The following is a 15,372-nucleotide window of genomic DNA, read 5'->3' as shown; positions in this document are numbered from 1 at the left end:
TCGGCCCCGATCACAATCCCTCGGTGATCAAGAGCGTGCCCGCCCGCCGTCCCGGCCCCCTGTTTGCCCTGGCCCTGGCCGGCTGCGCGAGCGCGACCCTGGCCGGCTGCACCGCCGGGGCCAGCAACGAGCCCGTGCCGCAGGTGGCTGCCGCAGACACCCGTCGGGTGGACCGGACCCTCTGCGACGGGATCGACTACCAGCTGGCCAGCGCGGTGTTCGGCGAGAGGATGTCCGCCATCGCCGAGTCCGACGAGGGCTCGGTGATGATGGACGAGCCGAACCACCTCCGGTGTGGGGAGATGTTCCTGGGCCGGCCCGGCCTGTCCGGCGGCACCGCCGCCGTCGACGTGTCGACCTTCCCCTCCGGGCGGCTCGCCCGCGAAGAGTACGAGAAACCGAAGGTGGACTTCCGGCAGCTTTCCGGGCTGGCCTCGCCGCTTGCCGCCGCCTTCCCCGCGACCCTCGACGAACCCGCCGACGACGTGCGGCTGTGGCAGACCGACAACCAGACCATCGTCGAGATCTTGTACGGCAACCTGGTGGTCACGGTGGAACTGTCACCCGTGGGGGAGAACACGTCGCTCGGCCGGGCCGCCGCTGATCTGCCCACCACCGCCGTCGCGCTCGCGGACCAGGCCTTCGCAGCCGTCCGGCAGGCTGCCGGTGCCTAGCCACGGCCTGACGCCCGGCCAGGCACCCGACATCGGGGTACGGGGGCGCGAATGGCCCCGGTTGGCGTACCGGTACTAACCTCGCAACGGCGCGAGAGGAGATTACCGCGATGCCGGAACCGCAGCCGGGAGCAGAAGGACCGGCCGCCGGGAACACGCCGGCCCCACCACCGTCCGTGACGGAGGCCCGGGACCAGGTGGTTCCCGGCGAGCCCGACCCCTCCGCCGTCCCCACCGGGCGGACGCTCGAGAACGTCGGCTCGTCGGGTGAACCGGCGACCGAGGAGAGCCCGCCCGGCCCGGACCGGACCGCCGTGGACCTGCCCCGTCCGGAGACGGTCTCCACCGCGCAGGAGACCACCACCCCACCGTCGCGGGGGGCCACAGCGACCGCCAAGGTACCCGTCCCGGCAGAGCGGAAAGTCGCGCCCGACCCGACCCGGATCGACCCGATCCCGGCCGATCCGACCGCACCGGAGCAGGGCACCCCCGACGCCACCCGCGTCGACCGCGCCGGCCCCGATCCGACGAAGCTCGACTCGGCCCCCGCCGTCCCGCCCGCGCCCCGCTGGAGCGGTTCCGCTGCGGTGCCGCCACCCAAGCCCAAGAAGCGCGGTTGGGGCCACTCCGCCGAGCCGACTCCGCCTCCCGTGCCGCCGCCCACCCCGCCGGAGAGCCTGGCGCCGGTCGATCCGTGGGCCGGGGCCGACACCGGCAGCTGGGACCTGAACGCGGGTTACGAGCCGCTGCCGCCCACCCGGATGTACCCGACACCGACGGACTCCCCGGGCTGGGCGCCGCCGGACCCGCCGGCCCCGGCCTGGGCGCCGCCGCCGGCCGCCCCACAGCGACCACCGGTGACGCCGGTCTCCGGGCAGCCGGTGCCCCCGCCGGTCGCGCGTCCCGTGTCGCCGCCCCCGCAGGTGCACTCCGTCCCACCGGCGCGTCCCGTGTCCACGCCGCCGGTGGCCCGGCCGGTGTCGCCACCGTCGTTCCCGCCACCGCCGGTCTCGGCTCCGCAGGCACGCCCGGTGCCCCCACCCCGCTCCCGACCGGTCTCCTCGCCGCCACCGGCACCGGCCCGACCGGTCTCCTCGCCGCCACCGGCACCGGCACGGCCCGTCTCCTCGCCGCCACCGGCACCGGCACGGCCCGTCTCGCCACCGGTGGCCCCGCCCCCGCAGCGTCGCAACCCGACGCCGCCCCCGGTCGGTCCGCCGCCCAACTGGCAGGCCCCGCAGGGATACGCTCCGCCCCCACCCCGCAAGAAGCGGCGCTGGCCGGCCCGCATGTTGATCATGACCTTCCTCTCGATCGTCTGCTGCTGCGGTTGCCCGGCCTGGTTCGGCAAGCCGATGTGGGACCAGTACCCGGCCAGCGCGGTCCTGCCGCCGCAGGTGGCCGACCTGCGGCTCCAGAGCGACGCGCGCAGCGAACGAACCGCCAACGAGCTGCGCGGCGAGGTGGAGACCGAACACACGCTGGCCGAGGAGGTCTTCGCCGGGGTCTACAGCACTCCGCAGGGCAAGACCGTCACCGTCTTCGGCAGCATCGGCTTCCGGTTCACCCCCGAGTCGGACGCCGAGGACGAGCTGACCCGGCTGACCCCGAAGTACGACCTGGGTACGCAGCAGGTGGTCGAGACCGACGTCCGCGGCGAGCACCAGCGCTGCGCGGTCGGCCGATCGAACAACGTGGACGTGGTGGTCTGCACCTGGGCCGACCACGGCAGCATCGCCAGCGGGGTCTTCACCCGGCTCTCGCTGGCCGACAGTGCCACCCTGCTCGGCACCCTCCGGGAACGGATCGTGACTCGACAGTGACGTGACGTGGCACCCGGGTCACCCCGGGGCCACGTCCGTCGACGGTCGCCCCGCGACGCGGATGACCGGGGTCAGCCGGCGGGCTGGTTGCGGGGCGGGGCGTAGCGGGAGACGTATTCCTGGCCGGTGAGCTTCTGGATCTCGCTCATCAGCTCGTCGGTCATCGCCCGCAGCGACGTACGGTCGTCGGACCGTCCGGTAAAGTCCAGCGGCTTGCCGAACCGGACCGTGATCTTCCCCGCGCCGAGGCGGGGCATCCGGGCGCCGATCGGCTGCACCTTCTCGGTGCCGATCATGCCCACCGGAACGATCGGCACGCCGGCCGAGACGGCGAGCCGGGCCGCGCCGGTACGGCCCCGGTAGAGCCGGCCGTCCGGCGACCGGGTCCCCTCCGGGTAGACGACGACCAGGTCGCCGCCGCGCAGCGCCGGGATCGCCGCGTCGAACGCGGAGAGCGCGGCCCGCCCACCGGCCCGTTCCACCGGGATCGCGCCCAGCCCGGTCAGCACCGACTTGGTCAGCCTCCCCCGGAACCCGGTGCCCTTGAAGTACTCCGACTTGGCCCAGAAGGCGAGGTGCCGGGGGATCGTCGCGCCGAGGAACAACTCGTCGGCGACGGAGAGGTGGTTGCCGGCGAGGATCGCGCCGCCCTGCTCCGGTACGTGCTCCAGCCCCTCCACGGTCGGGCGCCATCCCCACCGCAGCAGGTTCCCCACGGTGTACTGGCCGATGGTGTAGAGCAGCGGCACGGGTCCTCCGGCGGTCGTACGGGTTCAGGCGGTGTCACGTTAGCCGACGGCCCACCGGTGTCCGGCGACCCCCGCCAGGTCAGCCGACGGGCGGGACCGGAGTCGGCGGGGAGGGCCGCCACCTGCGGATACGGCCCTCCCCGGCGACCGGCGTCGCGTTGCTCACACCCGGCGTACGGCCACCGTCACCCGGTCGCCCTCGCCGACCTCGCCGGTGAACCCGTCGACCGCGTCGGTGAAGTCCACGGACTCCGCCAGCACCTCCCGGGCGACGAAGTCGCGGTACGCCGACACCGCCGCCCGCACCTCGTCCGAGGCGGACAGCACCAGCGTGATCCGGTCCGACACGTCCAGGTCGGCGTCCCGACGGGCCTGCTGCACCACCCGGACGACGTCCCGGGCCAGCCCCTCGGCGGCCAGTTCCGGGGTGACGGCGGTGTCCAGCACCACCACCCCCTCACCGGCGGGCAGCGGCGCGGAGTGCTCCGCGTCGGCGGCGACCAGGCGCAGTTCGTACTCGCCCTCGGCGAGGGTGACGCCGGCCGCGACCGGGGCGCCGTCCACCAGCTCCCACTCCCCCGCCTTGACCGCCTTGATCACCTGCTGCACCTGCTTGCCGACCCGGGGGCCGAGCGTCCGGGGCACCACGGTCAGCACCTGCTGGCAGTAGGTGGCCACCGCGTCGGTGAACTCCACCGCCTTGACGTTGACCTCGTCGGCGACCAGGTCGCCGAAGGGACGCAGCGCGGCGGCGGCCGGCGACGCGACGGTGAGCCTCGCCAGCGGCAGCCGGACCCGCAGCCCCTTGGCCTTGCGCAGCGACAGCGCCGCCGAGCAGACCTCCCGGGTGGCGTCCATCGCCGCGACCAGGTCGTGGTCGGCCGGGAACTCGTCGGCCGACGGCCAGTCGGTCAGGTGCACCGACCGCTCGCCGGTCAGCCCGCGCCAGATCTCCTCCGCGGTCAACGGGGCCAGCGGCGCGACCACCCGGCAGAGCGTCTCCAGCACCGTCCACAGGGTGTCGAAGGCGTCGGCGTCACCGGACCAGAACCGGTCCCGCGAGCGCCGCACGTACCAGTTGGTCAGCGCGTCCAGGTACGACCGCACGGTGGCGCAGGCCCCCGAGATGTCGTACGCGTCCATCTGGGCGCCGACCGTGGCGACCAGCTCGTTCGTCTTCGCCAGCACGTACCGGTCGAGCAGGTTGCCGGCGGCTTCGCCGCCACCGGCCGGCGCGGCGTCGGTCTTCCGCTTCGCCTGGTGCCCGGCGGCGTTGGCGTAGAGCGAGAAGAAGTACCAGACGTTCCAGAGCGGCAGCAGCACCTGCCGGACGGCGTCCCGGATGCCCGCCTCGGTGACCGCCATGTCCCCGCCGCGCAGCACCGGTGAGGACATCAGCATCCAGCGCATCGCGTCCGACCCGTACGCGTCGAAGACGTGGTAGACGTCCGGGTAGTTGCGCAGGCTCTTGGACATCTTCCGGCCGTCCGAGCCGAGCAGGATGCCGTGGCTGAGGCAGTTGCGGAACGCCGGCCGGTCGAACAGCGCGGTGGCCAGCACGTGCATGGTGTAGAACCAGCCGCGGGTCTGTCCGATGTACTCGACGATGAAGTCGCCCGGGTAGTGGCTCTCGAACCAGTCCCGGTTCTCGAACGGGTAGTGCACCTGGGCGAACGGCATCGACCCGGACTCGAACCAGCAGTCCAGCACCTCCGGCACCCGGCGCATCATGGACTTCCCGGTCGGGTCGTCCGGGTTGGGGCGGACCAGCTCGTCCACCGCCGGCCGGTGCAGGTCGGTCAGGCGTACGCCGAAGTCCCGTTCGATCTCCTCCAGCGAGCCGTACACGTCGACCCGGGGGTAGTTCGGGTCGTCGGACTTCCACACCGGGATCGGCGAGCCCCAGAACCGGTTCCGGCTGATCGACCAGTCCCGGGCGTTGGCCAGCCACTTGCCGAACGAGCCGTCCTTGATGTGCCCCGGGGTCCAGTTGATCTGCTGGTTCAGCTCGACCATCCGGTCCTTGAACTTCGTCACCGCGACGAACCAGGACGACACGGCCTTGTAGACCAGCGGGGTGTCGCAGCGCCAGCAGTGCGGGTACGAGTGGGTGTAGGTGTCCTGCCTCAACACCACCCCCCGCTCCTTCAGCTCCCGGATCACCGGCTTGTTGACGTCGAAGACCTGCTCACCCTGGTACGGCGGGACCAGCGCGGTGAACCGGGTGTGGTCGTCCACGGTGACGACGGTCGGGATGCCCGCCGCGTTGCAGGAGTTCTGGTCGTCCTCGCCGAAGGCCGGGGCCAGGTGCACGATCCCGGTGCCGTCCTCGGTGGTGACGAACTCCGCGCCGAGGACCTGGTACGCGTTCGGCCCGGCCTGCTCGACCAGGAAGTCGTAGAGCGGGGTGTAGCGCCGCCCGACCAGGTCCGCGCCGCGCACCGTGCCGACCTGCTCGTACCCCTCCAGCTCCTTGGCGTACGCGCCGAGCCGCGCCGCCCCCACCAGGTAGCGCTCACCACTGCGCCCGCTGTCGGGGGAACCCCGGTGCTCGAGCACCGCGTACTCGATGTCCGGGCCGACGGCGAGGGCGAGGTTCGACGGCAGGGTCCACGGCGTGGTGGTCCAGACGCCCAGCCGCACCGGCCCGCGCACCAGCTCCGGGGCGCTCTCGTCGGGGGTCAGCGCGAACCAGACCGACAGGGTCGGGTCGTGCCGGTCCCGGTAGACGTCGTCCATCCGGGTCTCGGTGTTCGACAGCGGCGTCTCGCACCGCCAGCAGTACGCCAGCACCCGGAAGCCCTCGTAGACCAGGCCCTTGTCGTTCAGGGTCTTGAAGGCCCACATGACGCTTTCCATGTAGTCCAGGTCGAGGGTCTTGTAGTCGTTGGCGAAGTCGACCCAGCGGGCCTGCCGGGTGACGTACCGCTCCCAGTCGTGGGTGAACTCCAGCACCGAGGTGCGGCACGCCTCGTTGAACCGGGCCACGCCCAGGTCGAGGATCTCCGCCTTGCTCGTGATGCCGAGCTGCTTCTCGGCGACCACCTCGGCGGGCAGGCCGTGGCAGTCCCAGCCGAACCGCCGCTCCACCCGCCGTCCGCGCATGGTCTGGTAGCGCGGCACCACGTCCTTGACGTACCCGGTGAAGAGGTGGCCGTAGTGCGGCAGACCGTTGGCGAACGGCGGCCCGTCGTAGAAGACGTACTCGTTGTCGGCGGCTCCGCCGCCGGAAGCGGTGTCGGCCGTCATGTCCGGCTGCCGGCCGGAGGCCGGCCTGGCCTCGACGGACGCCTCGAAGGTCTTGTCAGCCGTCCAGTGCTCCAGGACCCGGCGCTCGACCGCGGGCAGGTCCGGGCTCGCCGGGACACCGGCGGCGGTCGGGTCGTGCAACGGATAGGCCATCGGGGGTGACTCCTCAGCAGCAGCTCACGGTTCGTGTGGGTCTGCGAGGACGAGCGTTTCGGGTACGCCGGAAGGGCGTCGCCCGAGCGGCCCGCGGTACCACCCCGCTTGGCGGCCGAGAATCGACCACCCGCTCGTTGGCCGGCTGTGACGGGCCGAACCCGTCCGGTTCTACTCGGGCGCGGTGCGCCCTTTCTTCCGGAGGCTCACCGGTGATGGCCGGGTCGTCGCCTGTGCCGACAAGCGTACTCGACCGGGTACGCCGACCGCCGCCGAGTAACCGCCCCCGTCCGGCCGCCCCGACGGCCCGGCGTGACGGGGCTCTCACCCGGTGCCGGTCACACCCGGGCGGCCCGGCCCGTCAGGTCGGTGCAGGACACGGACGAGGGAGGACCCATGCAGGCACGGATGAACGTGGCCCAGGTCGCGCCGGAGGCGTACCGGGCGGTGCTCGGGCTGGAGAAGTACGTCCGGGCGAACGTCGAGCACCGGGTGTTGGAGTTGGTGAAGCTGCGCGCGTCGATGGTGAACGGCTGCGCCTTCTGCGTCGACATGCACAGCCGGGACGCGCTCGACGCGGGCGAGTCCAGCCGTCGGCTGTTCGCGGTCGCCGCCTGGCACGACGCGCCCTTCTTCGACGAGCGGGAACGGGCCGCGCTGGCGCTCACCGACGCGGTCACCCGGCTCGGTGAGCACGGCGTACCGGACGAGGTGTGGAACGCGGCGACCCGGGTCTTCTCCGAGAAGGAGGTGGCCGACCTGGTCATGGCCATCGCCACCATCAACGTCTGGAACCGGATCTCGGTGACCACCCGCACCCAGCCGCCCACCGAATGAAACCGGCCTGAGGTGGTACGAGGGGTCCCTGTTACCGCTTTTTGCGTAACAGGGGACCCCTGCAGGCACCAAGAAGAACCGGGACGCTCAGCCGAGCTCGGGGAACCAGAGGGCGATCTCCCGCTTGGCGCTGTCCACGGAGTCGGAGGCGTGCACCAGGTTCTCCCGGTTCGACAGGGAGAGGTCGCCCCGGATCGTGCCGGCCGCGGCCCGACGCCCGTCGGTCGCGCCGATCAGCCCGCGCACCACGTCGATCACCTGGTCGCCGGAGAGCACCAGGGCGACCAGCGGACCGCCGGTCATGAAGTCCTTCAGCGGCGGGTAGAACGGCTTGTCGACGTGCTCGGCATAGTGCTCGTCGGCCAGTGCCGCGTCCATCGTCCGCGACACCAGGGCCTCGATCCGCAGGCCCTTGCGCTCGAAACGGGAGAGGATCTCGCCAACCAGGCCGCGCCGGACCGCGTCAGGCTTGATCAGTACGAGCGTGCGCTCGTCCGGGCTGATGCTGGACACGCTGGTTTCCTCCTGTGCGCGGAATTCGGTACGGCTCGGTACGGTCAGCCTAGCGACCCGGCCCCGGCACCGGCTCGGCGGATGCTCCTTCCTTCCGCCGCTGTTCCGGCCTAGCCTGGCCCTTGACCCCTGGGAGGTCCACAGTGGCGAATGGCGGGAACCGGTCGATCGCGCCGGTGCGGAAGCTGATCGCGGCGGTGCTGGGCACCGTGGCGACCTTCGTGGTCCTGTTCGGGCTGGGCATGACGAGTTGGTCGATCGTCGCCCTGGGCGTGGCGCTGGTGGCCCTGGCGATCGCGCTGGCCACCTTCAAGACGGGCGGCCGGGCCTGGGTCATCGGCGTCGGACACGTGCACAGCGCCTCCGAGCCACCCACCACGTATTCCTTCGGCCGCTGCGAGTTGCAGCTCGTCATCGACGCCCCGGGGCTACCGCCCCGGTCCAAGAAGATCATCGAGCCGCGGGTGCCCGTCGCCAAGTGGCCCGCGATCGGGCAGACACTGCCCATCCGGGTCGCCCTCGACGACCAGCGCCGGATCCGGGTGCTCTGGGACGAGGTCCCGACCCACGCCGAGACGGCCGCGACCATGGCCGACCTGCCGCCGGAGTACGCCGGCGCGGACCCGCTCGACGAGGTCCTCATCCAGCAGGACGCGCCGCCGTGGGCCGAGCGCGGCCCCGACGACGACTACCGCGACGCACCCGGCGGGGACCCGCTCCTCGACGACCTCGGCGACGACCGGGAAGCGGTGGTGGTCCACCAGCGTCCGGGCGGCCCGGTGGTGCTGGAGGGCACCCTCGTGGAGTCGGCGGCCCCGCTGCCGCGTCGGGCCACCCCCGCCCCGCGCCCGCCCGCCGAGGACGCCCCGACGATGGCGTACGGCGACCCGTACGCGGGCCCGCCCGACGACCCGTACGCCACCCGGCCACTGAGCCCGTACCGGGACCCGTACGACGACCTGCCCGGCGACCCGGACCTCGACCGGCCCGCCTCCCCGTTCCGCGACCCGTACGGCGAGGCCCCCGGCAGCCCGGACACCGACCGTCCCGTCGCCCCGTACCGCGACCCGTACGACGAGCCCCTCGGCGACCCCGACACGGCCCGCCCCGTGTCCGTCCAGCACGACCCGTCCGGCGAGCCCCCGCCGGAGCGGGTCGAGCCGGTCGCGACGAACGAACCGACCGAGCCGGTCGGGCGGGACGAGACGGACGAGGCGACCGAGCGGGTCGAGTTCATCGAGTCGCCCCAGCCGGTCCAGCCGACCGAGGAGATCAAGCCGACCGGGCAGGGCACGTCGGCCGGGGCATCGGTCGGCACCCCGGTCGTCCCCGTCCGGCAGCGTATCGACGAACCGATCGTCGATCCGGTCGACGTACCCCTGGACGCTCCGGACGACGGGCCCGCCCCCGACGACCTGGACGGGGCGATCTTCGGGTACGACGCGGGGGCCGCCGCCACCCCGATCAGCGGCGTCGGGATCACCGTGCTGGTCACCGACCTGGACAGGTCGATGGAGTTCTACCGGGACACCCTCGGCTTCACGGAGGTCGACCGCGGCCCGGGCAACGCCGTTCTCGCCTCCGGCAGCACCCGGCTGGTGCTGCGCGAGGTCAGCGAGGCCGCGCCGATCAGCCGTCGGCTCGTCCACGTCAACCTGGAGGTGGACGACATCCAGGCTGCGTACGACCGGCTCCGCGAGTCCGGTGTCCGCTTCACCTACGCCCCCCGGGTGGTCAACCGGGGCGCGAAGCTCGACGTCTGGGCCGCCGCCTTCCGGGACCCGGACGGCCACGGCATCGCGCTCACCCAGTGGCGCACCCGGGCCGACGCCTGACCCGGCCGCTCGAGACCCGACCCGGGCCACGACCTCTGCCGGACCGGCGTGAGGCGGCGGGCCGTCGCCGCGCCCCGGCGACCAATGCGGCCGGGCCGACGTGGGGGCCGGCGACCAGCCGGCGACCTGGTCCACCCCGGGCCGGGTCCGGCGGGACGGCTCAGCCCAGGATCACCCGACGGACGTGCAACGCGTACGCCCACACCAGGCCGAAGATGACGCCGAGCGCCGCCAGCGACAGGTGCAGGAACCCGCCGAGCGCGAGCACGACCTGGAGCAGGGTGCCCAGGTGCCACGCCCAGCGGCGGCCCATCATGCCGGCGAGCAGCACCGCCAGGACGGCCAGGCCGACGATCAGGCCGATCGCGGCTCCACTGAGCTGGCCGCCGAGCACCCGGATCGGTTGGATCGCCAGCAGCAGCACCAGCGCTTCCAGGGCCAGCACGGCGGCGCCCAGCCCGCGTACCGCGCGCTCCGGGTTGCGCAGCCCGGACCGGCGGCCGGTCGACGGCGGCGCGTCCGACTCCGCCGGGTCGTGCGCGGGTTCCCGGCGGGCGACCGGGTCGGGGCCGCTCACCGCTTCAGCAGCCGACGGGCATCGGCCACCGTCACCACCGACCCCGTGATCAGCACACCCACGCCGCTCAGCTCTCCCGGCACGTCGGACTCGGCGAGCGCGACGGCCGCCTCGATCGCGTCGGGCATCTCCTCGGCGCTCTCCACCCGGTCCGGGCCGAAGACCTCGGCGGCCAGCGCGGCCAGTTCCGCCACGGGCATCGCCCGGGGTGAGCTGTTGCCGGTCACCACCAGCTGGTCGACCACCGGTTCCAGCAGCTCCAGCAGGCTCGCCGCGTCCTTGTCGGCGAGCACCGCGACCACGGCGACCAGCTTGCTGAACGCGAACTCCTCCTGCAACGCGGTGACCGTGGCGGTCATCCCGTGCGGGTTGTGCGCGCCGTCCAGCAGCACCGTCGGGGCCGTCCGGACCCGCTCCAGCCGGCCTGGCGAGCTGGCCGTGGCGAAGCCCTCCCGGACGGTCTCCACGTCGAGCTGGCGCTTCGCGCCCGCGCCGAGGAAAGCCTCGACCGCCGCGAGCGCCACCGCCGCGTTCTGCGCCTGGTGCGCCCCGTGCAGCGGGACGAAGACCTCGTCGTACACGCCGCCGAGGCCCTGCAACGTCAGCACCTGCCCGCCGACCGCCACCGACCGCCGCAGGACGCCGAACTCGGCCCCCTCCCGGGCGATGGTCGCACCCACCTCGGCGCAGCGCTCCAGGATCGGCCGGGCAGCCTCCTCCTCTTGCGCGGCGGAGATCACCGTCGCGCCCTTGTGGATGATGCCCGCCTTCGCCAGGGCGATGTCCTCGATCGTGTCGCCGAGCCACTCGGTGTGGTCCAGGCCGACCGGGGTCAGCACGCACACCCCGGCCTGGATGACGTTGGTCGCGTCCTCCGCCCCACCCAGACCGACCTCCACCACCGCGACGTCGACCGGGGCGTCGGCGAACGTGGCGAACGCCAGCGCGGTGGTCATGTCGAAGTAGGTCAGCGGCTCGGCGGACCGCTGGTCGACCAGCGCGGCCAGCGGCGCGATCTCGCGGTACGCACCGACGAAGCGGTCCTCGCCGACCGGCTCCCCGTCCAGGCTGATCCGCTCCCGGACGGTCTCCAGGTGCGGGCTGGTGTACCGGCCGGTGTGCAGCCCGAACGCCCGCAGCAGCGAGTCGATCATCCGGGCGGTCGAGGTCTTGCCGTTGGTGCCGGTCAGGTGGATCGACGGGTACGCCCGCTGCGGGCTGCCGAGCAGGTCCAGCAGCATCTCGATACGGTCGAGCTCGAAGACCATGCGGGTGAAGCCACGGCCGGCGAGTTCCGCCTCGACGGCGGCGAACCCGGTCCGGTCGGAACTGTCGGTGCGGTCGGTACGGTCGGTCACGAGAGCAACGCCTCCAGGGCAGCGTCGATCCGGACGAGGTCGGCCTCGGCCGCCGCGAGCCGGTCACGAATCTTGTTGACCACCGGCTCGGGGGCCTTGCCGACGAAGGCCGGGTTGTCGAGCTTCGCCCGCGCCTGCGCGACCTCCTTCTCGGCCGCCGTTCGGTCCTTGGTCAGCCGGGCCCGCTCGGCGGCCACGTCGATGGAGCCTCGGGTGTCCAGGGCGACCACCACCTCACCGGGCAGGGTCAGGGTGGCGCTGGCCTGGAACTCCTCCCCGGCCGCGTCGAGCCGGACCAACGAGCGGATCAGCCGCTCGTGCGCGGCCACGCCCGCTCCGGCAAGCCCGTCGAGCCGGGCGACCACCCGCTGGGTCGGCCGCAGCCCCTGGTCGGAGCGGAAGCGGCGGATCTCGGTCACCACCCGCTGGACGGTGCCGACCTCGCCTTCCGCGGCGTCGTCGACCAGCGTACGGTCGGGGACCGGCCAGGAAGCCGCCAGAAGCGTCTCGCCGCCGGTCAGCGCGGTCCACAGCTCGTCGGTGACGAACGGGATGACCGGGTGCAGCAGTCGCAGCAGCTGGTCGAGCACATGGCCGAGCACCCGGCGCGTGGCGTCGGCCGCCGCGCCGCCCTCGGCGAGCACCGGCTTGCTCAGCTCCACGTACCAGTCGCAGACGTCGTCCCAGGCGAAGTGGTACAGCAGGTCGCAGACCTTCGCGAACTCGTACGCCTCGAACTGCGCGTCCACCTCGGCGGTGACGTGCGCCAGCCGGGACAGGATCCACCGGTCGACCGTCGACAGGTCGGCGGCGGCCGGCAGCGACCCGGTGGTGTGCGCGCCGTTCATCAGCGCGAACCGGGTGGCGTTCCAGAGCTTGTTGCAGAAGTTCCGCGAGCCCTGGCACCAGTCCTCGCTGACCGGCACGTCCCCGCCCGGGTTCGCGCCACGGGCCAGGGTGAACCGGGTGGCGTCCGCGCCGTACCGGTCGATCCAGTCCAGCGGGTCGACCACGTTGCCGAACGACTTCGACATCTTCTTGCCGAACTCGTCGCGGACCATGCCGTGCAGGGCCACCACGTCGAACGGCGGCTTACCGTCCATGGCGTAGAGGCCGAACATCATCATCCGGGCGACCCAGAAGAAGAGGATGTCGTAGCCGGTGACCAGCACGCTGGTCGGGTAGAACTTCGCCAGGTCCGGGGTCTGCTCCGGCCAACCCAGCGTGGAGAACGGCCACAGGCCGCTGGAGAACCAGGTGTCCAGGACGTCCTCGTCCTGCCGCCAGCCCTCGCCGGTGGGCGGCTTCTCGTCCGGGCCGACGCAGACCACCTCGCCGTCCGGGCCGTACCAGACCGGGATGCGGTGCCCCCACCAGAGCTGCCGCGAGATGCACCAGTCGTGCATGTTGTCGACCCAGGCGAAGTACCGCTTGGACAGCTCCGCCGGCTCGATCCGCACCCGGCCGTCGCGCACCGCGTCGCCGGCCGCCTGGGCCAGCGGGGTGGTGTTGACGAACCACTGCAACGACAGTCGCGGCTCCACCGTCGTCTGGCACCGCGAGCAGTGCCCGACCGCGTGCACGTACGGCCGCTTCTCCGCGACGATCCGGCCCTGCTCGCGCAGCGCCGCCACGATCGCCGGACGGGCCTCGAACCGGTCCAGCCCCTGGAACGGGCCGTGCGCGGTGATCACACCACGCTCGTCCATCACCGTCAGGGCCGGCAGGTCGTGCCGCTGGCCGATCTCGAAGTCGTTCGGGTCGTGGGCCGGGGTCACCTTGACCATGCCGGTCCCGAAGGACGGGTCGACGTGCTCGTCCCCCACGATCGGGATGCGCCGTCCGGTCAGCGGCACCTCCACCTCGGTGCCGATGAGGTGTTTGTAGCGCTCGTCGTCGGGGTGCACCGCCACCGCGGTGTCACCGAGCATCGTCTCGGCCCGGGTGGTGGCCACCACCACGTCGTCGCTGTACCGGATGGAGACCAGCTCACCGTCGTCGTCGGTGTGCTCCACCTCGATGTCGGAGAGCGCGGTCAGGCAGCGCGGGCACCAGTTGATGATGCGGTTGGCCCGGTAGATCAGCCCGTCGTCGTACAGCTTCTTGAAGATCGTCTGGACCGCCCGGGACAGTCCCTCGTCCATGGTGAAGCGCTCACGGTCCCAGTCGACCGAGTCGCCGAGTCGGCGCATCTGGCCGAGGATCGCGCCGCCCGACTCCGCCTTCCACTGCCAGACCCGCTCGACGAACTTCTCCCGGCCGAGGTCGTGTCGGGAGAGCCCCTGCGCGGCGAGCTGCCGCTCCACCACGTTCTGGGTGGCGATGCCCGCGTGGTCCATGCCGGGCAGCCAGAGTGCCTCGAAGCCCTGCATCCGCTTGCGCCGCACCAGCGCGTCCTGGACGGTGTGGTCGAGGGCGTGCCCCATGTGCAGCGAGCCGGTGACGTTCGGCGGCGGGATGACGATGGTGAACGGGGGCTTGTCACTCTCCGCCGACGCCCGGAAGTGGCCGCCGGTTACCCACTGCTCGTACCGTCGCTGCTCGACCTCGCCCGGCTGGTACTGAGCGGGCAGTTCGGGGGCGTCGGGGCGTCGGGCGTCCAGTCTCTCGGTCACCCTGAAAGTCTACGGAGCGCTTCGGCGGACCTGACGTGCGCCACCGGTGGTTCGCGTACGGTGGCGGACATGTCCGACGCACACCTGTCCGAGCGTTCGCTTCCCGACCGGTCAGAGCCGGTCGACCTCACCATGGAACCGATCCGGCTCGGCCACCCCGCTCCGGACGACGAGGAGAGCACGCCGCACGCACCCCGCTCGCGGCGCTGGAAGGTCGCCATGGGCGCCGGCCTCGCCGTCGGGCTGCTCGGGGCCGCCGTGTTCGGCACCCTCGGCTGGCGCGTGGCACAGCAGAAGGACACCGAGCTCACCGTACGCCCCGAGGTCGCCGGCCTCCGGCAGGACGACAGCGAGCGGGCACGCAGCACGGCGGACTACCTGCGCAGCGGATTCGCGGCCAGCATCGCGCTGGACCGGAGCTTCGGCGCGGTCTACCAGGATCCCGCGGACACGCGGAAGTCCGTGCTCGTCTTCGGCGGCACCACCCTGCTCTGGCAGCCGGAGCGTGAGCTGGACACCCTGTTCGGGATGATGACCGACGAGACCGGAGCGGTGGAAGGGCTACGCGAGGTGCCGGCCGGACGCCTCGGCGGGGTGATGAAGTGTGGCACGACCAGCGGCGAGGGCGGCGACTTCGCGGTCTGCGGTTGGGCCGACCACGGCAGCGTCGCGATGGGGATGTTCCCGGGTCGGCCGGTCGACGCGGCGGGTTCGCTGTTCCGTCAGATCCGCGAGGACATCCAGACCCGGCCCTGACCCCGTCCAGGGGGCACCAATAGGTCCGCCGGCCGGCTCCGGTCCCCCAGAGCAGGCCGGCGGACGAGCCTCGGTACGGCGCCGCGAATCAGTCGGGAAATACAACGAGGGCCACCCTGTTGCCAGGGTGGCCCTCGTAAAAGAAGTCCGGCGGTGTCCTACTCTCCCACACCCTCCCGAGTGCAGTACCATCGGCGCTGGAGGGCTTAGCTTCCGGGTTCGGAATGTAACCG

At 72.5% G+C, this 15,372-nt stretch carries 11 protein-coding genes and 1 rRNA gene; 5 read left to right on the top strand and 7 right to left on the bottom strand.

The window, feature by feature from the left end; translation table 11 throughout:
• The first annotated feature begins 23 nt into the window (after positions 1 to 23).
• Both ACIBJE_RS27455 and ACIBJE_RS27450 read left to right on the top strand, forming a co-directional pair.
• The gene (locus ACIBJE_RS27455; protein ID WP_396753163.1) at positions 24 to 674 is read left to right on the top strand and encodes a hypothetical protein; all 651 of its coding nucleotides are present in this window, start codon (positions 24 to 26) and stop codon (positions 672 to 674) included.
• Positions 675 to 784: 110 nt separating this feature from the next.
• On the top strand, positions 785 to 2,497 hold the full coding sequence (locus ACIBJE_RS27450; protein ID WP_396753162.1) for a hypothetical protein: 1,713 nt from the start codon (positions 785 to 787) through the stop codon (positions 2,495 to 2,497).
• A 71-nt stretch (positions 2,498 to 2,568) separates the two neighbouring features.
• On the opposite strand, the gene ACIBJE_RS27445 is transcribed toward ACIBJE_RS27450, so the two are convergent.
• Both ACIBJE_RS27445 and ileS read right to left on the bottom strand, forming a co-directional pair.
• Positions 2,569 to 3,246: a lysophospholipid acyltransferase family protein gene (locus ACIBJE_RS27445; protein WP_396753161.1), complete on the bottom strand. Its 678-nt coding sequence runs from the start codon at positions 3,244 to 3,246 to the stop codon at positions 2,569 to 2,571.
• A 162-nt stretch (positions 3,247 to 3,408) separates the two neighbouring features.
• A complete protein-coding gene (gene ileS, locus ACIBJE_RS27440) occupies positions 3,409 to 6,648 on the bottom strand; it encodes an isoleucine--tRNA ligase (protein ID WP_396753160.1) in 3,240 nt (1,079 codons plus the stop codon).
• A 396-nt stretch (positions 6,649 to 7,044) separates the two neighbouring features.
• Here ileS and ACIBJE_RS27435 point away from each other — a divergent pair, with 396 nt between their 5' ends.
• Positions 7,045 to 7,485, top strand: a complete 441-nt coding sequence (locus ACIBJE_RS27435) for a carboxymuconolactone decarboxylase family protein (RefSeq protein ID WP_396753159.1) — start codon at positions 7,045 to 7,047, stop codon at positions 7,483 to 7,485.
• Positions 7,486 to 7,572: 87 nt separating this feature from the next.
• On the opposite strand, the gene ndk is transcribed toward ACIBJE_RS27435, so the two are convergent.
• Positions 7,573 to 7,998, bottom strand: a complete 426-nt coding sequence (gene ndk, locus ACIBJE_RS27430) for a nucleoside-diphosphate kinase (protein WP_396753158.1) — start codon at positions 7,996 to 7,998, stop codon at positions 7,573 to 7,575.
• A 176-nt stretch (positions 7,999 to 8,174) separates the two neighbouring features.
• Here ndk and ACIBJE_RS27425 point away from each other — a divergent pair, with 176 nt between their 5' ends.
• Positions 8,175 to 9,833: a VOC family protein gene (locus ACIBJE_RS27425; RefSeq protein ID WP_396753157.1), complete on the top strand. Its 1,659-nt coding sequence runs from the start codon at positions 8,175 to 8,177 to the stop codon at positions 9,831 to 9,833.
• A 160-nt stretch (positions 9,834 to 9,993) separates the two neighbouring features.
• Here ACIBJE_RS27425 and ACIBJE_RS27420 read toward each other — a convergent pair whose 3' ends face one another.
• The 3 genes from ACIBJE_RS27420 to ACIBJE_RS27410 all read right to left on the bottom strand — a co-directional run bounded on the left by ACIBJE_RS27420 (position 9,994) and on the right by ACIBJE_RS27410 (position 14,383).
• Positions 9,994 to 10,410 carry a DUF4233 domain-containing protein gene (locus ACIBJE_RS27420; RefSeq protein WP_396753156.1) on the bottom strand — a complete coding sequence of 139 codons (417 nt, stop codon included), beginning with the start codon at positions 10,408 to 10,410 and terminating at the stop codon, positions 9,994 to 9,996.
• Positions 10,407 to 11,678, bottom strand: coding sequence for a bifunctional folylpolyglutamate synthase/dihydrofolate synthase (locus ACIBJE_RS27415; RefSeq protein ID WP_396753215.1), 1,272 nt, complete (start codon positions 11,676 to 11,678; stop codon positions 10,407 to 10,409). The genes ACIBJE_RS27420 and ACIBJE_RS27415 overlap by 4 nt, the downstream gene beginning before the upstream one ends.
• A gap of 86 nt (positions 11,679 to 11,764) precedes the next feature.
• Entirely contained in the window at positions 11,765 to 14,383 is a 2,619-nt protein-coding gene (locus ACIBJE_RS27410; RefSeq protein WP_396753155.1) for a valine--tRNA ligase, read from the bottom strand.
• 69 nt (positions 14,384 to 14,452) lie between these two features.
• Between ACIBJE_RS27410 and ACIBJE_RS27405 the strand changes: the two genes are divergently transcribed.
• Positions 14,453 to 15,139, top strand: coding sequence for a hypothetical protein (locus ACIBJE_RS27405; protein WP_396753154.1), 687 nt, complete (start codon positions 14,453 to 14,455; stop codon positions 15,137 to 15,139).
• A gap of 145 nt (positions 15,140 to 15,284) precedes the next feature.
• On the opposite strand, the gene rrf is transcribed toward ACIBJE_RS27405, so the two are convergent.
• Positions 15,285 to 15,372 (bottom strand): 5S ribosomal RNA (gene rrf / locus ACIBJE_RS27400); the annotation flags it as partial.

The sequence above is a fragment of the Micromonospora sp. NPDC050187 genome (genome assembly GCF_044459745.1).
Classification (GTDB): domain Bacteria; phylum Actinomycetota; class Actinomycetes; order Mycobacteriales; family Micromonosporaceae; genus Micromonospora.
Note: the sequence above shows the minus strand (reverse complement) of the source record. Positions and strands in the feature narration are given on the sequence as shown.